The organism is Herbaspirillum sp. RTI4 (assembly GCF_034313965.1).
Lineage (GTDB): Bacteria > Pseudomonadota > Gammaproteobacteria > Burkholderiales > Burkholderiaceae_D > Herbaspirillum.
Genome location: NZ_JAVIWQ010000002.1, coordinates 407,743 through 427,401 on the forward strand (window position 1 = coordinate 407,743; position 19,659 = coordinate 427,401).

General features: G+C 56.1%; 13 protein-coding genes. 3 read left to right on the plus strand and 10 right to left on the minus strand.

Annotation, left to right across the window (positions count from 1 at the left end; translation table 11 throughout):
• Positions 1-58 precede the first annotated feature (58 nt).
• From RGU70_RS02035 to RGU70_RS02050, 4 genes are all read right to left on the minus strand, one after another.
• Complete coding sequence (locus RGU70_RS02035; RefSeq protein ID WP_416186468.1) at positions 59-1,045, minus strand: TRAP transporter substrate-binding protein; 987 nt, start codon at positions 1,043-1,045, stop codon at positions 59-61.
• An 8-nt stretch (positions 1,046-1,053) separates the two neighbouring features.
• Positions 1,054-1,932, minus strand: coding sequence for an SMP-30/gluconolactonase/LRE family protein (locus RGU70_RS02040; protein WP_322207750.1), 879 nt, complete (start codon positions 1,930-1,932; stop codon positions 1,054-1,056).
• Positions 1,933-1,950: 18 nt separating this feature from the next.
• Positions 1,951-2,751 carry an NAD(P)-dependent oxidoreductase gene (locus RGU70_RS02045; RefSeq protein ID WP_322207751.1) on the minus strand — a complete coding sequence of 267 codons (801 nt, stop codon included), beginning with the start codon at positions 2,749-2,751 and terminating at the stop codon, positions 1,951-1,953.
• A gap of 429 nt (positions 2,752-3,180) precedes the next feature.
• On the minus strand, positions 3,181-4,269 hold the full coding sequence (locus RGU70_RS02050; protein WP_322207752.1) for a tartrate dehydrogenase: 1,089 nt from the start codon (positions 4,267-4,269) through the stop codon (positions 3,181-3,183).
• A 165-nt stretch (positions 4,270-4,434) separates the two neighbouring features.
• Here RGU70_RS02050 and RGU70_RS02055 point away from each other — a divergent pair, with 165 nt between their 5' ends.
• Positions 4,435-5,373 (plus strand): LysR family transcriptional regulator, encoded by a 939-nt coding sequence (locus RGU70_RS02055; protein WP_322207753.1) that lies wholly within the window; start codon positions 4,435-4,437, stop codon positions 5,371-5,373.
• A gap of 11 nt (positions 5,374-5,384) precedes the next feature.
• Here the strand turns inward: RGU70_RS02055 and RGU70_RS02060 are convergent, their stop codons facing one another.
• The gene (locus RGU70_RS02060; RefSeq protein ID WP_322207754.1) at positions 5,385-6,161 is read right to left on the minus strand and encodes an ABC transporter ATP-binding protein; all 777 of its coding nucleotides are present in this window, start codon (positions 6,159-6,161) and stop codon (positions 5,385-5,387) included.
• Positions 6,162-6,796: 635 nt separating this feature from the next.
• On the opposite strand from RGU70_RS02060, the gene RGU70_RS02065 reads away from it, so the two are divergent.
• Both RGU70_RS02065 and RGU70_RS02070 read left to right on the plus strand, forming a co-directional pair.
• A complete protein-coding gene (locus RGU70_RS02065) occupies positions 6,797-7,510 on the plus strand; it encodes a response regulator transcription factor (protein ID WP_322207755.1) in 714 nt (237 codons plus the stop codon).
• A gap of 136 nt (positions 7,511-7,646) precedes the next feature.
• On the plus strand, positions 7,647-11,108 hold the full coding sequence (locus RGU70_RS02070) for a hybrid sensor histidine kinase/response regulator (protein ID WP_322207756.1): 3,462 nt from the start codon (positions 7,647-7,649) through the stop codon (positions 11,106-11,108).
• A gap of 68 nt (positions 11,109-11,176) precedes the next feature.
• On the opposite strand, the gene RGU70_RS02075 is transcribed toward RGU70_RS02070, so the two are convergent.
• From RGU70_RS02075 to RGU70_RS02095, 5 genes are all read right to left on the minus strand, one after another.
• Positions 11,177-12,793 carry an EAL domain-containing protein gene (locus RGU70_RS02075; RefSeq protein WP_322207757.1) on the minus strand — a complete coding sequence of 539 codons (1,617 nt, stop codon included), beginning with the start codon at positions 12,791-12,793 and terminating at the stop codon, positions 11,177-11,179.
• 441 nt (positions 12,794-13,234) lie between these two features.
• Positions 13,235-14,605, minus strand: coding sequence for a four-carbon acid sugar kinase family protein (locus RGU70_RS02080; RefSeq protein ID WP_322207758.1), 1,371 nt, complete (start codon positions 14,603-14,605; stop codon positions 13,235-13,237).
• Between the two features lie 121 nt (positions 14,606-14,726).
• On the minus strand, positions 14,727-15,491 hold the full coding sequence (locus RGU70_RS02085) for an enoyl-CoA hydratase (protein ID WP_322207759.1): 765 nt from the start codon (positions 15,489-15,491) through the stop codon (positions 14,727-14,729).
• Positions 15,492-15,593: 102 nt separating this feature from the next.
• On the minus strand, positions 15,594-16,790 hold the full coding sequence (locus RGU70_RS02090; protein WP_322207760.1) for an acetyl-CoA C-acyltransferase: 1,197 nt from the start codon (positions 16,788-16,790) through the stop codon (positions 15,594-15,596).
• Between the two features lie 135 nt (positions 16,791-16,925).
• Positions 16,926-19,313, minus strand: coding sequence for a 3-hydroxyacyl-CoA dehydrogenase/enoyl-CoA hydratase family protein (locus RGU70_RS02095; protein WP_322207761.1), 2,388 nt, complete (start codon positions 19,311-19,313; stop codon positions 16,926-16,928).
• Positions 19,314-19,659: the final 346 nt, after the last annotated feature.

A 19,659-nucleotide genomic window follows, 5' to 3' on the forward strand; every position in this document is an offset into this window, starting at 1 on the left:
GAGTTCTTTGTTCATGCTGACATCAGCATGATTGGGTTTTATTTGCCCTTACTTGACCTTACTTGGCATTCACGATTTCCTGCACCAGCGCTTTCAGTTCAGGGGTATTGGCAAACTTGTCCCAGACCGGTTTTTCAGCAGCAACGAAACCCTTGCGATCAATTTCAGAAGCAGGGATGACTTTGGCACCGTTCTTGACGACCGCTGCCTTGGCTTCTTTTTCTTGTGCGTCCCACAGCTTCACGTAGAAAGGAATCGAATCTTTTGCCGCTTTGCGCAAGGCTGCCTGCTCTTGAGGCGTCAGTGTCAGCCATACTTTTTTGGAGAACACCACGACTTCAGGCGACATGGCGTGCATCGTTTCCGAATACACCGGCGCCGATTCGTAATGCTTGGCTTCTTCATACGATGGATAGTTGTTTTCGGCCGCATCCAGCAGACCCGATTTGAGGCCGCTATACACTTCTGCGATTGGCATCGGTGTCGGCGAAGCGCCTGCTGCGCTGACCATGCTGACCATCAGGTCGGATGGCTGCACGCGGATTTTTACGCCCTTCATGTCGGCAACGGTGCGGATTGCTTTTTTGCCGTAGACCGAACGCGCGCCGCTTTCATACATGGCCAGGCCGATGAAACCGGCTTTATCAAACGCGGCCAGAATTTTGTCGCCTTGCGGGCCGTACATGGTGGTGCGGAAATGATCCATGTCGCGGAACAGGAATGGCAGCGAAGGGATCAGGGTATCGGGAATGATGCCGTGGAAGGCGGAGATGTTGACGCGCACCATATCGATGGCGCCGATTTTTACTTGCTCAACGGTGTCTTTTTCCGATCCCAGCGCACTGTCGCCAAAGACTTTGATATTGTCTTTTCCCTCTGTGTATTTGGAGAGTTGCTCACCCATATACTTGATCGCGAGATTGGTAGGAAATTCTTTGCCATGCACATCGGCAGAACGGAAATTGCGGGCCGATACCTGGCTGGCGGCGACGCAGAGTGCGACCGTCGCGATAACATTCATCAGATTGCGTGTAGTTGTTTTCATGTCTCTTCCTACGGATGAAATGGCGTTTCGGGAAGACCCCGTACGCCGGGTTGCATTACGAAAACCGCGCCGTCGAGCGCGGCATCCACACCTTCTGCCGGTTGCGCCGGCGTGATCGAAGTAATAAATAAATGGGCCAGTTCCGGGCCGCCGAAGGAACACATTGAGGGCTTGCTGACCGGTACCTTGATCGTCTTATCCAGCCTGCCATCCGGCATGAAGCGATGTATCTGACCAGCGTCGTTGCCGCAAATCCAATACGCCCCTTCTGCATCGACAGCCGCGCCGTCGGGACGTCCCGGGTAACTGAGCATGTCGACGAACAGACGGCGATTCGACGGCACACCATTGCTATCCAGATCCATCGCCCAGATTTTTTGCACGCTGGGATGCGAGTCGGAAAAATACATCGTGCGTCCATCGGGACTGAATGCGAGGCCGTTGCCGGTCACCAGATTGCTCACTAACGGCGCAGAAAAACCTGTCGGGCTCATCGAATACAGTGCGCCGTCGTCGGCTTTGAGGCGCATGTCCATCACCATGCTCGTCACCCAGAACCGGCCTGCGCGGTCGCATCGGCCATCGTTGAAGCGCATGCCTTGGCGGACAAATTGCACGCCATGAATTCGCTCTTGTGCGCACACACCATTCGCACCGGGTCGCAAATGGAAAATGCCGCTTTCCATTCCGGCGATCAATCCGCCATCGGCGTGCAGGGCAATGCAGGCCAGACGTTCTGCCAGATCCCACGTTTGCTCGACGCGACTAATCCAGTCGAAGCGGTGCAAGCGGCGCGCTTCGATATCGACCCAGTACAAGGCCTGTTCGGCGACCGACCACAGTGGACTTTCGCCGACTTGATTGCGTGTGGTGCTGAGTATGTGCATCGTGCTGCCTTTAGTCGCTTAGCCGAATGGTCCGGCAGCGACGAAGCCGCCGCCCTGAAATTGGGCCACCGGGTCGTTCAGATCAGGCGCGCTGGTTTTTGCATAGACGGCGTCGCGAAATACATCCGAACTGTCTTGCGGCACGTAGCCGATATGCCGCGCCAGGCGGTTGTCCCACCAGGTGACGGCGTTATCCGACATGCCGAAAATGATGCTGTGACCCACAACCGGCGTGGTCAGGCAGGCGGCAATGAGGCGGTGCAAGTCGTCGAAACTGAGCCAGGTGGCCAGCATGCGGCGGTCCTTTGGCTCAGGGAACGAGGAGCCGATACGGATGCAGGCGGTTTCTATGCCGTAGCGATCAAAGTAGAAGCGCGACAAATCTTCACCGAAGGCCTTGCTCAGTCCGTACATGCCGTCCGGCCTTGGTGCTGCGCTGGCGTCGATGGTTTCCGACTGGCGGTAAAACCCGGTGACATGGTTGGAGCTGGCGAACACCACGCGCTTGACACCGTGTTTGCGCGCTGCTTCATAGAGGTTGTAGGCGCCGAGGATGTTGGCCTGCATGATCGGCTCGAATGCGGCCTCGACCGACACCCCGCCCAGATGGACAATCGCCTGCACGCCAGCAACCATGGCATCGACTTCGGCAGCATTGGCCAGATCGCACAGCACGACTTCTTCGCCTGCCTGGGCTGGGCCGATTTCGGCGCGGTCGCTCAAACGCAGCACGTCGCAGTTTGCCTTCAGGCGATGCCTGAGTTGTTTGCCTAATGCTCCCGCTGCGCCGGTAAGCAGCAATGTCCCGTGTGATTTCATTTTTATCCGTTATTGTACGTCGTCGTACGACTTGCGCCATTTTGCCCCATTCAGTTTCCTTGTCAAGCCCCCACTAAAGGAAATTGCTGACTTTGTTCCCATTTGGGAAAAACTCTTTACCTGCGCTCTATAGAAAATCCTGTGGTTGGACAGCGAACTGACTCATTCCGACCACCCTCATTTTCCTACCGTCGATACGCGCCCGAATAATCGTGCCGCCTCGCCATGTCGTACGATGTCCCGCTGACAATCAGCTGCTCTGGATACACTCGCAATGGATTTTGTGACCTAAGAAGCGCTGCGTGAGGCTCGCGCTTTGCGCAAACACCACCACAGGCTGGATTGATTTTGCTGGCAGACGAAGCTCGAAGACAACGCGCACCGGCAGCACCTTGGGGGAGGGTCGCCGGTGAAAAAATCCGTGCGGAATCAGCCGCGTCGGTTTTGCCCGTTCGCTTCCAGATAACTGCATACAGCGCGGGTCACTTCGACCGTGGTCGCCTTCCCGCCCAGATCGCGGGTGTGCAGCGCCGGATTGGCCGTCACATGCTCCACCGCCTGCATCACGCTGTGCGCGGCAGCATGTTCTCCCAGATGCTCCAGCAACATGACCACCGACCAGAAGGTGCCCACCGGATTGGCAAGCCCCTTGCCCATAATGTCAAACGCCGAGCCGTGGATAGGCTCGAACATCGAGGGATAGCGTCGTTCGGGGTCGATATTACCGGTCGGGGCAATCCCCAGGCTACCCGCCAGCGCGGCGGCCAGATCGCTCAGAATGTCGGCGTGCAGATTCGTGGCGACAATGGTATCGAGCGTGGCGGGACGGTTGACCATGCGCGCCGTGGCGGCATCGACCAGTTCCTTGTCCCAGGTAACATCAGGAAATTCACGCGAGATTTGCAGTGCGATTTCGTCCCACATCACCATCGCATGACGCTGCGCGTTGGACTTGGTCACTACAGTAAGCAGCTTGCGCGGGCGCGATTGCGCCAACTTGAATGCGTAGCGCAAAATACGTTCGACGCCCACGCGCGTCATGATCGAAACGTCGGTCGCCGCCTCGATAGGATGGCCTTGATGCACCCGCCCGCCGACGCCGGAGTATTCGCCTTCGGAATTTTCGCGCACGATGATCCAGTTCAGATCTTCCACGGCGCAGCGCTTGAGCGGTCCGTCAATGCCGGGCAGGATGCGGGTCGGACGCACGTTGGCGTACTGGTCGAAGCCCTGACATATTTTCAGTCGCAAGCCCCAGAGCGTGATGTGGTCGGGAATATCCGGGTCGCCGGCCGAGCCGAACAGGATGGCGTCCTTGCCGCGCAACGCATCCAGACCGTCCTCGGGCATCATGACGCCGTGCTGGCGGTAGTAATCACCACCCCAGCCGAAGTTTTCAAATGCAAAAGCGAAGCTGCCGTTTGCCGCCGCCAGCGCTTCCAGTACTTCTCGTCCTGCCGGGATAACTTCCTTGCCGATGCCGTCGCCGGGGATGGTTGCGATTTGATATGTGTTCATGATGTCGTCCTTGTTGAGATGCGATGTAGAGGGATATTGATTTCAATACGCCAGCAATCCGGTGTGGAATCCAGCCACCATTCTGAACCATGAAGCGCTGCGCAATACAGGGCAAAAGTGCATCCATTGTTAACCTGAATTTAATAATCGCTTTATCATGACGGGATGACGACAGGCATTCAAGCAGCAGAACTGGGCTTTTTTACTACCCTCGCGACCTCGGGCAGCCTGAGTGCGGCCGCGCGTGAGCTGGGCGTCACGACGCCTGCCGTGAGCAAACGATTGGCGCTGATGGAGGCGCGTCTGGGTCTGCCGCTACTCAACCGCACCACGCGCCGCATGAGCCTGACGCCGGAAGGGGAAGTGTTTCTGGAGCATGCCCGACGCATACTCGGCGACATAGACGATCTGGATCAATTGCTGGCAGGCTCCGCCGGTCAACCTAAAGGTTTACTGCGCATCAATGCCACGCTGGGATTCGGCCGCCACCATGTCGCGCCGGTTATTGCGCGCTACGTCAGACAATATCCGGAGGTCGACGTCCAGTTGCAGCTCTCTGCCGATCCGCCGCCGCTGAGCGACGATGCCTTTGATATTTGCATACGCTTCGGCGAACCGCCCGACGCTCGCGTGATCGCCCGCCATCTGGCACCGAACCGCCGCTTGCTGTGCGCCTCACCTTCGTATCTGATGGAGTACGGCACGCCGCTCGCGCCGCTCGATTTGATTTACCATAATTGCATCGGCATCCGGCAGGGTGACGATGCCTATGGCGTCTGGCGCTTATCGACGGGCAAGGGTGCGCGGCAGAAAACGGAAACGGTGAAGGTGCGCGGCAATCTGACCACCAATGACGGCGAGATTGCCGTCAATTGGGCTATTGCCGGGATGGGTATTGTCATGCGCGCCGCATGGGACGTTGAGCGCCATCTGGAAAGCGGCCAGCTGGTGCAGGTTCTGGAGCCTTATCACACCCCGGGCGCAGATATTTATGCGGTCTATCCGCAACGGCACCGGCTGTCATCGCGAATCCGCTTGTTTCTGGATTTTCTGGCGCAGTCCTTTTCCAGTGCCGACGATGTGCAAGCGCGCCAACAAAGCTGAATCGCAGGCGCCTAATCTGACGGCAACCAGGTGCGTCTTATCTCATCGGCCAGACCGAACTGAACAACACTGCCATCGAATACCAGCGCGCCGCGGCCAAGGATCAGCACGCGGTCGGCACTACGCAATGCCAGCGCCTGTTTTTGTTCCATCAATAAAACGGCCAGGCCACGTCGCTTCATTTCTGCGATGACATCGACAAGCACTTCCAGCAACTGCGGCGCCAGCCCTTCACTTGGCTCATCGATCACAATCGCCAAGGGATTACCGATCAGGCTGCGGAACAAGGCCAGCAATTGCTGCTCTCCACCGGACAGCAGGCCAGCACGCACCGAACGTCTCTCGTATAAACGGGGATAGAAGTGATACATCTCCTCCATGCTCCATTGAGACACATGCAGGGCATGCGGCACATTGCGGGGTTTCTTTCCGAGCAAGAGATTTTCTTCGACCGTCAAATGGTCAAAAATCATGCGCTGTTCCGGCACATAAGCGATACCCGCAAGCGCCACCTCATGGGCAGCGCAAGCAATGAGTTCCTTTCCATCCAGCTGCACGCTGCCGCGCCGCTGTTCCAGCAAACCGGTGATCGCCTGACACAGTGTTGAGCGGCCGGAGCCATTGCGCCCCAGCATCGCGACCACTTCGCCCGCCCGCACTGAAACGCTTACGCCGCGCACCACCTGCGTCGCGCCATAGCCGGCGCACAAATTGCGAATTTCCAGGCGTACTGGCGGCAGCACGGACGCGGTGGAGAATGTCGGGGCGACCTCAGTTACGGGAATCATGCGCTTGCTCTCTTGAGATACGGACAAATGAAACGTCAACGCGCCCTAGTATACCTCCTGCATTTCACTCGGCACTGACCTGCGCCGTGGCAAGATCGCTGAAATAACTTGGCATATCGTGCAAATTAAAACGAGCTTGAATCGACCGTTTTACGATACCGTTATGGCAGGCATTCGGTCATCATGAGCGACCGTGCGACCCCCCTTAGAAAATAGGCGACCTCCCCGTTTAAATTTGACGGAACAAGTTTCTTGAATTTTTCGGGTTGCGAATACGGCAGAAAAAAGTAACAGCGCTATATTGTCGGCAAAAATGGAAAGACTGCCCTTGCTTACGGGTGTCGTCCATCCAGCAGTATCAAGCCGACCGGGAGCGGCATAAGCATCGACAGAAAAATATTAATTTAAGATTTATCCTAGTTGGTTTTACAGATTTGTCTTATGTATCGATATTGCAATTATCGTCATCATAAAATCCCTTTTGCGATTTCTATCGGCTACGACAAAGGAACCGAGATGCCTGCGACCGAACGTCTGATTATTTCTACAAGCTTTCCACAAGAAAGCCCGTTTTTTTCGAACCAAATACAGCGGCACACCCGCGCTTATCCGACAAACCACAGCGTGCGTCGCCCATGACAATGCCACCAGACAATATTCCAGCGCACCCTGTCGGCCATGCCAATCCGCCCATCCGGGTTCTGATCGCCGACGACCATCAGGTCGTGTTGCTTGGCATCAGCAAGTCGCTGGAAAAACATGGCGATATTGATGTCGTCGCCACCGTGCAAATGGTGTCCGAACTGATGGCAGCGCTGGAGGCATCCACTTATAACGTCTTGCTGTGCGACTACTCGTTTTGCGGCAGCGACCAGCCGGATGGATTGCCCATGTTGCAACGCATCCGCAAACATTATCCTGACATGAAAATCATCCTGCTGACTTCGCATGACGACATGACCGTCGTCGAGCATGTCATGAAGCTGGGCGTGACAGGATTCCTCAGCAAACGCAGCGGCGATTTTTCGGAATTGCCAAACATCGTTCGCAAGGCAATGCAAGGTGAGCGCTACATCGACCCGCAAACCTCGCAGGCAATGTCCGCCCACTTCCGCGCCTCATCGACCGAAAAAGCTGGAGATGGCGGCAACACCGGACTATCCTTGCATGAACTAGAGATCGTCCGTTTTTTCACCGGCGGCATGACGCTGAGTGAAATTGCGCAGATGACGCAACATAGTCTGAAGACCGTGATTGCCGGCAAGCAATCGGCCATGCAAAAGCTCGGCGCCAGAAGCGATATCGAATTGCTTTCAAGCTTCAAACTATTGACCCAAAACCAACACTAAGGCTTTCTGCAGGCGCACAGCGCCCAGTTCCCAGGTGTGAAAACTTACCGCTCCGAATTGCCGCCCCTCACCAGGAAACGCACACGCACGCCGAAACAATCGGCCACCAGAAAACCATCTTTCAATGTGGAAAAACATGAAGCATCACATCATCGAGATGCCCAATCGCTACGACCGCAAAGTGCTCTATGTAGGCGCACTGATACTGACACTGGCCATTCTTTTGCTGGGCTTCCTCGATGGCAGGGTGCGGATCGAATCCCAACTGGATGAGCAACGCGATATTTTCATTGCCCAACGCGAACGCGTCAAAAACGAAACCGACCGCATCATTATTGAAATGACGCAATTAGTGGAGTTTTACGAACACACCTGGGACCTGCATGAGCTGGACGATGTCCCTGTCAGCAAATATCAACAGGCCTTGCTTGCCGACCCATCAGGACTAGAAACGGAGCCCGATCTCACCGTCGTCCCTTACTCGCTGGTCAGCTCACTCACCCGCCCGGAAGACAAGCCGCGGCTCGCCACCTATCTGCGTATCCTGCGCGCCTATTCCCCCGCCCCCGCGGTACGCATGCGTGACAAGGGCACCGTCTTCGGCGGATTTTTCTACACGACCGAAGGCGATTTCCTGGCGACGATTCCGCCGCTCGGCGAGCAAGCACGCAAGATCATTCGCGCCGACAACAACATCAAGGCCTTTATTGCCGACCACATTTCGGCCATAGACGCTTACCTGTCGACTATTTCGCCGGACGTCCTGAAGGTACATCGCGTTGTTTCCATTCCGGTTTTATTTGACCCTGAAACAGGCGAAAAAGCCTCCTATCTGGCCGCGCCTATATTCCATAATAAAGTCAGGGTTGGGGCGATCGTCGTACGCACTTCAGATCACAAAATCGCGGAATTATTTTCCACAAAAAACATGCAGGAAGGTTTTTTCATCGTCCGGGCAGAGGGAGAGCACTGGACACCAGTCGATGCCGCCAATAACAACATCGAGCGATGGAGCGATGTGCTGAAAAATGCCGATGATGTTTTCAGGCAGACCGGTACCCAGCTTCAGTTCACCCATCGCGGATCGAACACGCTGATTACGCAAAGACTTCCCGATCTGAACTGGATTGCCGTTTATATTTTCAACTGGAAATCAGCGCTGCTTTCCCCTCACAGCGCCTTGCTACCCACACTGATCGGCACGCTGTTACTGCTGCTGCTGGTCTGGGCTGCGGTCCTGTTTTTCGATCGCCACACGCTCAAACCAATGACCTTGAAATCCAAACTCTTGGCCGAGAGTGAGGCTTTCAATCGTATCGTGGTGGCGTCCGCCCCGGTCGGGCTGAGCGTCGTCGACCCTATCGATTTCTCTATCGTCGTGCAAAACAGCATCGCCCGGGATTTGCTTGAATCCCAACCGGAAAATGGCAGCGCCTTCTATCGGGAACTGATATACCGCGATACCCGGGCCGGCATGATCCCGGTCGCTGACAGCGGGACGCAAGAGAATGTCATTATCGGTCCGAACGGCGAACGCATTGAAATCGAAACGGTGATGTCCTGGACCCGCTTGCGCAACCGTAATGTGATCCTGTTTTCACTCACCAACATTAGCCAGCGCAAACAAACCGAACGCTTGCTGGAAAATGCGAAAAAAACTTCCGACCAGGCCAGCCAGGCAAAATCGCTCTTCCTCGCGGCAATGAGTCATGAAATCCGCACGCCACTCCACGGCGCATTAGGCAATCTGGAACTGCTGGCGCGGGATCGTGAACTGCTTCCTGGTCAAAGGATGCGGGTGGACATCATCCGTCACTCCTTCGATGCGCTGCTCAATCTGATCAACGATATTCTCGATTTATCGAAGGTAGAAGCGCATGAGCTGAAACTAGCCGCCCGGCCGTTCCACATCGTCGAGCTACTGGAAAATTGCACGCAGACTTTTGCAGCCCTCATCAACGACAAAAACATCCGGCTCTATTGTGTGTTTCTCTCGCCATTCCCGCAGGCGCTGATTGGCGATAGCCATAGAATCACGCAAATTCTGATGAATCTGCTGAGTAACGCCGCCAAATTTACCGCTGCAGGCTCGATCACCATCAGCGCTCAGAGCATCAGCGAAAATGGCCAGAACTGGTTACGCTTGCAAATCTCGGACTCCGGCTGCGGCATGTCAGCAGAAGACATAAAACGGATTTTTCAACCGTTCACCCAGGTAGGCCAGTCGGCACACAGCAACAAGGGTACCGGCCTTGGACTGGCCTTATGCAAAAGCCTCACGGAGTTAATGCATGGCCACATCAGAGTCGAAAGTGAAACCTCCATCGGCAGCATCTTCACCATCGATCTCCCGCTGCTCATTGATCTTGAAGCCGTCGCCTCACCTCCGCTGCCAATGCGTCCCAACCTGCGCATCGTCGTGGTTTGCGAACATATTTTCTGGCGCAGGTCGCTCGTGCTCCAGCTTGGCCAGTGGGGCTTGCATGCGGTCGGCATCAACACCTTGCAACAGCTCGACAACGAGGCGCTGGAAACGCCGACTCTCCTGTTATTCGCCGCCTATACCAGCATCACCGATGTGCAAGAAGCCGCATTGGCACCCACGTTGGAACCCTCGTCGGAACTCTCGCTGGAACTCTCCTCAAGCGATCCCCGTTTGATCGGACAGATGCTCATCTCGCCGCGGGGTCCGCTGTACCCTGAAACGATAAACGGCGTGACCTATATCAGCGCCTTCGCCTCAAAAACATTCCAGGCGGCGATCTTTGCCATGATCGATGGCAAATCGATGGCACCACAATTGCCGCCTCCTGAACAGGACGATCTCGACGCCGAGCGCGCGCAGTTCTCCATCCTGGTTGCTGAAGACGATGTGGTCAATAGCAAGCTGATCCACAATCAACTCAATGCCTGCGGCTATACCAACTCGATTCTGGCAAAGGACGGCGTAATAGCAGTCGCTATCTGGGAACGGCAACCGGTTGATCTGGTCATCACGGATCTGGGCATGCCCAATATGGATGGCATCGAATTACTGTTCGCTTTGCGCGCACGGGGAGCAACGATACCCATTCTGGCGATGACGGCATCGGCCCAGCAAGATCTGGGCGCAGGATTAAGCGCCTTTACGCAGTCGATGCATAAGCCAGTGACGATTGACCAGCTTCGCGCCACACTGGACCGCTATCTGTTGAAAATAGAACCGGCGGCATCTGCCGTGAACGTGACTACCGTCAGCCATGCACCACGCATCATTCATCAGGATTTGAAAGATGCCTTTACCGAATGCTGGCAACAGGATCGCGCCGGCTTGGTACAGGCTCTGGAAGCGCAAGATGCCGACAGCTTCGACAATCGGCTGCACAAGGTCTACGGCGCGCTCTGCATTCTCAACGAAACACAAGCTGCCGATACTTGCCAGACGCTGAAAAACCGATGCGCTGAAAAAGGCATTGTGGCGTGCGAAAGTGCCTGCCACCATTTCCTTGAAATTATCGACACTATTTTCAAACGCTATCAGGCCTCTGCCGCGTCACCCGATCAGTCCGGTTCTGGCGACGCATCAGCGACACCCGATAACGCGCCTACCGTCTTTTAATTTAGGGCGCTGTGAATCATCAGCTTCGAATCTGCTGCCCGGCACACGCACACTCCGGGCGACGCCTCTTACGCTGCACTTGTGTCGCGCCCACCACTACCCGGCGACGCCTTTGATTGACCAGAACCGCTCGCTGACGGCAACCATGCCGAAAGCGCCAGCAAAGACATGGGCTCGGCAAATAAAGAACCCTGCCCGAATTTCACCCCTCTGCTACGCAGGTAGCCGGCCTGGCATTCGTTTTCCACGCCCTCTGTCACCAGTTTCAGATTCAGCTGCCGACCAAGGCTAATGATGGCGTTGAGTACGGGCATCTCGGTCGTCTCATCGGCAATCATGGATAAAAACCGCTTGTTGATTTTCAGCACATCCACGCGATACTTCTCCAGATAATCGAGTGTGCTGTGACCGGTTCCAAAATCATCGATGGCAATTTTCATCCCCATCGACTGCAAGACCCGCATATTCATCAGCAACAATTTGCTTTCCAATAAAGGCTTGCGCTCTGTCATTTCGAGACAAAAATGCAACTTCTTCGTCTCCAGTCCCGCCATGAAACTTTCCATATCCGTGATGATGACGTTGTCGCAAATATGTTCTGCCATCACATTCAAATGGAGTGTAAATCCAACCGGCAATTTCACCTCAAGCAAGTCGCGCCGTACCAGCGTGAGCATGTGCTGAATCAGCTTGACGGCTAATTGATTATTCTCCGCAACGCGCATGAACACATCCTGCGTCACCGTCTTGTAAACCGGATGATTCCAGCACATCAAGGCTTCCGCCCCGGCGCAACGGCTGGTCTCCAGATCAATCACCGGTTGGTACACCATATGGAATTGACCGAGCGCCATGCCGCGTCGGATCTCCGCAGCCATGGAAGTGCGCTGCCGGTAAAAACGGTGCGCAAGATACGCTGCCAGCAAGCTTAACAACAGCATGTAAGGCGCATAGTGCGGCAACAGCTCTTTCTGATAACGATTGGCCAGACCCCGCTGAACTCTGGTCTCAATGGCGACCGGATAGGAAGAGGATTGCGACACGTCGTATAGCTCTGAATAACTGGCGGATTCTGTCAGACTGCTGTCACTCACGATATGCGCCGGACTACCCTCTATCTTCAGCGCCGTCAGATAACTCCCACCCTGCCCGGCCGCACTCATCGCATCCAGCAGGTACTGCCCATCCACCACGACCAGCACGCCCCTGCCCTTGCTCAATCCTAGCGAAACCACGATGGCCGGCCGGTCAGGCACCAGAGGCGTTCCTTTGACCATATAAAAATTTCTGCCAACGGGCAAGTCAGTAACCCAAGGCAAAATTTCTTTCAATGGCTGATCGATGACAGCGACTGCCGACGAGCAATACACGCGATTATCTTTGACCAGCCACAGTGTGCGGTAGTAAGGCTGCAAGGTTCCTTCTGGCTGCAACCGCTGCTGTGCATAGGAGCAACTGGTGCCAACAAGCGACGCCAGGGAGTTCGACATCGTCACCGCTTTGTCGAGAATCGCATCAGACTGTCTAAGCACAAACCGGCTGGAACTGGAAACCTCGGTTGCTATATGACGGTCTGCGTCGGCGATCAATAATTGCCAGAGGATCAGCAACGGCGCAAAGGCAAACGCCAGCATCAGCAATACACGTTTTGCCTGCTCTTGATGAGTATGAATTAGCTTAAACATGGATATTTTGTTTCATTAAAAGACAAGCACCGATCATCCGCCTTGGTACCTATGCCGGGTAACTCCAGTTATTCATCGACAATTTCACCGTCGGAAATCCATATAAAACACCGCTGTTCCGGGAGTCTGCCGAAACTATTTTTAGGGTTTTACAATTTCTATTTGTATCGCAGAATGCACTCGCAATTTATAGCATGCGAGTAGCCTCTGCGCAGTAGAAAAACAGGGGGGTTCACCATTTTTTAAGTGGAATAGAGGAGATTTTTCTAGTCGAAATACGCCTCGCACACCTGTCTTGCGACAACATTTCTGAAATACCAACAGAGAATCGCACAGCGCTTTTCTTTCGCACTGGACTGAAAAACAAGGAGATACAAAACCCCGCATCAGACGTCGGCAAGCGGCTTCGCTCAGAGAACCGTTTTTATCAGCACGTTCAGATCAAGCGCCCAAAGTAAAACCGTCCCGCGCCAGACCGTACAGCGCATCGCTGCCGACCTGTCCGCCCTTGAGCAAAACTTGCACGCCATCGACCACGGCATCGTCCGCCAGAATGCGGCAGAAATGGGCGTTTTGCGCATAATGGCTGGCATGTACCGCCAGCGCGCGCGCGCCCAGATGACGCATCGTGAAACTGGAAGAGTCGCCCCCGGCAACCACCAATCGGCGCACACCGGCACGCTCTATCGCCGCACGCAACAGCCGGGCATACAGTGCCCCGAACCGGTTCGCCAATTCCGCTGCGCCTATGCCCAGTCGCTCCAGCTTGATGCGGCTTGGTTCCAGAGAAGGATCGTCCAGTCCCCGCGCCGTATACACCACCACGCTGCGGCCACGCTGCAATGCCGCGACGACCTGATTTTCGATGGCGGACAACGCACTCCCATCCGACTCCTGCCTCAGCACCACATCAACGGAAATACGCAGGCATTCGAATCCGGCTTGCTCGGCCCAGTCGATCTGTGCGGCCGATTGCGGCGAGCAACTGCCCGATACCACGAGTATTTTTTCACAAGCCGCCAAATGCTGAGGCGCACTAGCGGCCTGTTGGCCCACTTTATTTTTCAGATAATTGCCGACGCCGAAAGCAAAGCCTTGCGCGGCCACCGCCGTTACCTGCCTTTGCTGCGCCAGCTCCCAAATGCTGCCGGCAGCCGTCGTCAATTGCTGTTCCGAATAGGTATCGAACACCGCGGTGTCCGACTCTTGCGCCAGCTGACGCCCCAATCCGGCGGGATCGGACTGCCACTGATCCAGCTCCGGCAAATCGACCAGCCGCGCCACATCGAAACCTTGCGACTGAAGCAGCAAGCGGATATCCGCTTGACTCATCGGCGTAACCGGATGGCGCGACATGGTCGGATGGCGATCCAGGCGATAAATGCCGTCTTTGGCCCGTGCAAAATGATTGCCGAACAAAGTGTAGCGGCCGAATTCCGGCGCAGCGGCAAGCACAGGTACATGGCTGTCCGGCCATACCGACCGCATGAGCCGCGCCGCTTCGCCCAGACTGCCAATGGACGGCGTGGAATCGAGCGTGGAGCAGCATTTGTATTGAATTAACGGTAACTGCAGTTGCTGAAAACTGCGCAACACGGGCAGCACTTCCGCCGCCATGTCCACCACATTCATCGAACGTGCGGTACCCGCCACGCCGATGACGTCATATTCCGCAGCGGCTTGGCGCAAGGCCGCCGGTTCAGGATTGGAAAAATACAGCAACGTACGCAAGCCGTGACGATGATATTGCGCCGCATTGTCCGACGCGCCGGTAAAGTCGTCGCCGTAAAATCCTATTTTTGTTTTGATCATTCTTATTTTTGCAGCCGCCGCGTGGGCGGCGTGCGTGTCTCCTGCGAGGTGGGTGGATTCCTTGGTTTCCAAGGGAAAAATATCATACCCTATCCCCGCCCGAGAACGGCAACCCCTACTGCTAAGACAGTTGCGAGAAGTCCGGCTTGCGCTTTTCCAGGAATGCACCAAAAGCTTCCCGCGCCGCCGGTTGACTCAGCATCGCGCCGAACTGCTCTACCTCAGCCGCAATGCGCGTATCGACCGATGCCGTGTGCGCCTGCTTCATCAGTTGCTTGGTGATGCGGATCGACGCCGGTGGCAATGCCGCCAATTTGGCCGCCTGCGCCAGCGCCAGTGGCAGCAGTTCAGCGACCGGCACGATCTTGTTGACCAAGCCCATCTGCAAAGCTTCATTGGCCGAGAACGCCTCGCCCAATAATAATTTTTCAGCGGCACGCTGGTAGCCGCACAACATCGGCAACAAGAGCGACGACCCCGCTTCCGGGCACAGGCCGAGCTGCGTGAATGGCAAAGCAAAGCGGGCGTTGTCGGCGGCGTAGACCAGATCGCAATGCAATAGCATCGTGGTGCCGACCCCCACCGCATTACCGGCAACAGCCGCCACAATCGGCTTGGCGGCGTGGGTGATGCTGCGCAAAAACCGGAATACCGGCGCATCTGACTGCACCGGCGGATTTTTCAAAAACTCTTCCAGATCGTTCCCCGCAGTGAATACTGTGGCGGTGCCTGTAATCAAAATGACGCGTACCGCCGGATTGGTCTCGGCATCGTCCAGCGCATCGGCGATAGTGCTATACATGGGCGCTGTCAGCGCATTCTTTTTCTCTTCACGATTAAAGGTGATGGTGAGAATGCCATGTTCGATCTTGGTCAGAATTTCCATTGTTTTACTGTCTCCGTCGATCGCCACTGTCGGGCGAATTTTGCACAAATAAAAGGCCGCATGGCGTATCGCGATGCGGCCCAGACTGTTGCCAGCGGCAATTTACATCCGCTCGAAAATACCGGCTGCGCCCATGCCCGTACCGACGCACATGGTCACCATACCGTACTTGAGATTGTTACGGCGCAGCGCATGAATAGTGGTGGCGGCACGAATCGCACCGGTTGCGCCCAGCGGATGACCCAGCGCAATTGCGCCCCCCATAGGATTAACTTTAGACGGATCAAGACCGAGATCCTGAATCACTGCCAATGCCTGTGCGGCAAATGCCTCGTTAAGTTCGATCCAGTCCATCTGGTCTTGCGTCAGACCAGCGGCGCGCAACGCGGCCGGAATCGCTTCCTTAGGGCCGATTCCCATGATTTCCGGTGGCACGCCGCGCACGGCAAACGACACAAACCGCGCCAGCGGCTTGAGGTTGAATTGCTTGAGGATTTTTTCGCTGACTAAAATCAGCGCGCCGGCACCGTCGGAAGTCTGCGAACTATTGCCCGCCGTCACACTGCCCTTGGCCGCGAATACCGGCTTGAGCTTGGCCAACGCCGCCAGCGTGGATTCCGCACGCGGCCCCTCATCCAGATGGACGCTGCGGGTCTGGATGTCGATCTGACCGCTGGCCAGATTCGGAAAGCGTTCGATGATCTCGACCGAGGTCATTTCATCGCTGAACTGCCCCGCCAGTTGCGCGGCAATCGCTTTCTGGTGTGACGCCAACGCAAACGCGTCCTGCGCGTCCCGCGACACTTTCCATTGCTGCGCGACTTTTTCCGCCGTCAGACCCATGCCATAGGCCATGCCGATGTTTTCATCCTTGAAGCTATCCATGTTGATGGACGGATGGAAACCCATCATCGGCACCATCGACATCGACTCCGCACCGGCCGCGATCATGACATCCGACTCACCGACACGAATACGGTCGGCAGCCATGGCGATGGCCGTCAGGCCGGAAGCGCAGAAACGGTTGACAGTCACGCCGCCCACGGTATTGGGCAAACCGGCCAGCAGCACCGCGTTGCGCGCCATGTTCAGGCCCTGCGCACCCTCGGGGAAGGAACAGCCGACGATGGCGTCCTCGATCAATGCCCGATCCAGCTCCGGCACCTGTGACAGCGCCGATTGGATAGCGCGTACCAACAGATCGTCGGGACGCATATTTTTGTACATGCCGCGCGGTGCCTTGCCGATCGGTGTGCGGGTCGCTGCAACGATATAGGCTTCTTGAAGTTGTTTGCTCATGGTCAATCCTCGAATAATTGGCGTACTTGCTTAGGGTGAAGAAAACGTCCGATGAAGCGTTCGATTAAGTGTGGCGTCCAGTGTGGAATCAAGCGGCGCGAACACTGCCCGCGCCGTCACTTCATCAGCGTCTCTTTAATTACGTACCGGCTTGCCGGTTTGCATCATGCCCATGATGCGTTCCTGCGTTTTCGGATGGTTGAGCAACTCCATGAAGGCCTTGCGTTCCAGATCAAGCAGCCACTGTTCTGTGACCAGACTGCCCGCTTCGACTTGCCCGCCGCTGACAATCTCGGCAATCATCTGGCCGAGCTTGAAATCATGCGCTGAAATAAATCCGCCATCGCGCATATTGACCAGCTGCGCAGTAATGGTGGCGACGCCATGCCGACCGACCACCGGTATCTGCGGTGCCAGCGCAGGACGATAACCCGCATCGAACATGGCGCGTGCCTGCACCTTGGCAACATGTAGCAATTCGTAAGCATTGAAGACGATGACGTCATCGGCTTTCAGATAGCCCAACTGACGCGCTTCATGCGCCGACTTGGACACACTGGCGGTCGCGGCGGCCAGGAAGTAGTCCTTCAGAAATTGCAGTATGTCGTTGCCTTTCGCTTGCGTTGCTGCGCGCAGCGCCGCCTCCTTCAAGCCGCCACCCGCCGGAATCAAACCGACGCCGACCTCGACCAGACCGATATACGATTCCAGCGCCACCACCCGCTTCGACGCATGCAACAACAATTCGCAACCGCCGCCCAGCGCCAGCCCGGCCACCGCGGCGACCACCGGAATGTTGGCGTACTTGAGCGCCTGATGCGCCTGCTGCAATTGCGCCACGGCCGGTTCGATGGCCTTGACGCCGCCGGACATGAACAGCGGCAACATCGATTGCAAATCGGCACCGGCGGAAAAAGCACCGCCTTCCGCCGCATCGGTTTGCCAGATCACCAGTCCCTTGAAATTGCGTTCCGCTTCCGCCAGCGCCTTGCTCAAACCGTTGACCACTTCCTGCCCGATCACATGCATCTTGGTCTTGAACGACAGAATCAGCACATCATCGTTCTGATGCCAGATACGCACGGCTTCGTCTTCAAAGAAGGTGACGCCGGCCGTTTTGCCATCGGCAGCATTTTCTCCGATCAGCGTGGAGCGGAATATCTGCCGCTCATACACCGGCAGAGTCGAACGCGGCGCGTTGCTCTTGGTTGCCGGCGACCATGAACCTTCCACGCCATGCACCCCGGTGCGACCGTCAAAGACCCAGTCAGGCAAGGGTGCCGTCGACAAGGCCTTGCCGGCGTCGATATCTTCCTTGACCCAGGTCGCGATCTGCTGCCAGCCGGCCGCTTGCCAGGTTTCAAACGGCCCGACATTCCAGCCGAAACCCCAGCGAATGGCGAAATCGATATCGCGCGCATTGTCGGCAATCGATTCCAGATGGACGGCAATATAGTGGAAGGCATCGCGGTAAATGGCCCACAGGAACTGGCCTTGCGGATTAGTCGATTCGCGCAGCGCTTTCATGCGCTTGACCGGGTCCTTGTCTTTCAGGATGCGGGCGATGATGTCATCGGCCTTGCCGCCGCCGGCAACGTAGTCGCCCTTGGCAGCGTCAATCCGCAAAATATCCTTGCCCACTTTTTTGTAATACCCTGCGCCGCTTTTTTGACCCAACGCACCTTGCGCGACCAGCTTGGCGAGCAGCGGCGGCGTGGCGTAGCTGCTGAAAAACGGATCGTCTTGCAGCGTGTCTTGCATGGTTTTAATCACATGCCCCATGGTGTCCAGCCCGACCACATCGGCAGTGCGGAATGTGCCTGACTTGGAGCGGCCCAGCTTGGCACCCGTCAGGTCATCGACCACATCGACCGACAAGCCGTATTTATCCGCCTCAATGACGGTGGCCAGAATACTGAATACCCCGACGCGATTGGCGATGAAGTTCGGTGTGTCCTTAGCCCGCACCACGCCCTTGCCAAGCGTGGTGGTGATGAAGGCTTCGAGCTTGTCAAGAATATCGGCTTGGGTGGAGGCGGTCGGGATCAACTCGACCAGATGCATGTAGCGCGGCGGATTGAAGAAATGAATGCCGCAGAAATGCGTTTTCAGTTCCGCATTGAATCCTTCCGACAATGCCGTGATCGACAACCCGGAGGTATTGGAAGCGAAAATCGTCCCGGGGGCAATATGCGGTGCGACTTTCTTGTACAGATCGTGTTTCCAGTCCATGCGCTCGGCAATGGCTTCGATGATGAGATCGCAACCGGCCAGCAGACCCAGATCATCTTCGTAGTTGGCAATCTGTATCAGCGCGGCATCGTCCTTATCGGCCAGCGGCGCGGGGCTGAGTTTTTTAAGGTTGTCGATAGCGCGCTGAACGATCCCGTTCTTGGAACCTTCTTTAGCGGGCAAATCGAACAACACGACGGGTACTTTAGCGTTAATGCAATGCGCAGCAATTTGCGCACCCATCACACCCGCACCCAGCACGGCAACTTTTTTAACAATGAAATTGGACACAAGCATCTCCTGGAAAACGATATGAACGGATAGAGCGAATCGTGTAGTGCTGCCTGCCAGTACTGTAACGTACCGCAGGCGCGTCAGACCTTACTTTCTAAGATCGGCGCAAGGAGCTTTGAGATTGCGCCACACAGTTTCTTTGGCTCAACATCAGAACCACTGAAAAAGTAGCGGCAGCGCAAGGCCAGAGTAAGAAGCGCAGTCGTACTTAAAGTACGCTGAGCATCGCAGCCCTAATCCACGTCGCACAACAACTCCCCCACCTCAGCGTCAGAACCTCTGAGTAAGCGTAGCGAGCGGCGCAAGGTCAGGGTAAGAAGCGCAGTCGTACTTGAGTACGACG

Bases quoted from the DNA above. Each gene is read 5' to 3' on its own strand.
- RGU70_RS02035 (WP_416186468.1), bottom strand. From the start codon at position 1,045: ATGAAAACAACTACACGCAATCTGATGAATGTTATCGCGACGGTCGCA.
- RGU70_RS02040 (WP_322207750.1), bottom strand. From the start codon at position 1,932: ATGCACATACTCAGCACCACACGCAATCAAGTCGGCGAAAGTCCACTG.
- RGU70_RS02045 (WP_322207751.1), bottom strand. From the start codon at position 2,751: ATGAAATCACACGGGACATTGCTGCTTACCGGCGCAGCGGGAGCATTA.
- RGU70_RS02050 (WP_322207752.1), bottom strand. From the start codon at position 4,269: ATGAACACATATCAAATCGCAACCATCCCCGGCGACGGCATCGGCAAG.
- RGU70_RS02055 (WP_322207753.1), top strand. From the start codon at position 4,435: ATGACGACAGGCATTCAAGCAGCAGAACTGGGCTTTTTTACTACCCTC.
- RGU70_RS02060 (WP_322207754.1), bottom strand. From the start codon at position 6,161: ATGATTCCCGTAACTGAGGTCGCCCCGACATTCTCCACCGCGTCCGTG.
- RGU70_RS02065 (WP_322207755.1), top strand. From the start codon at position 6,797: ATGACAATGCCACCAGACAATATTCCAGCGCACCCTGTCGGCCATGCC.
- RGU70_RS02070 (WP_322207756.1), top strand. From the start codon at position 7,647: ATGAAGCATCACATCATCGAGATGCCCAATCGCTACGACCGCAAAGTG.
- RGU70_RS02075 (WP_322207757.1), bottom strand. From the start codon at position 12,793: ATGTTTAAGCTAATTCATACTCATCAAGAGCAGGCAAAACGTGTATTG.
- RGU70_RS02080 (WP_322207758.1), bottom strand. From the start codon at position 14,605: ATGATCAAAACAAAAATAGGATTTTACGGCGACGACTTTACCGGCGCG.
- RGU70_RS02085 (WP_322207759.1), bottom strand. From the start codon at position 15,491: ATGGAAATTCTGACCAAGATCGAACATGGCATTCTCACCATCACCTTT.
- RGU70_RS02090 (WP_322207760.1), bottom strand. From the start codon at position 16,790: ATGAGCAAACAACTTCAAGAAGCCTATATCGTTGCAGCGACCCGCACA.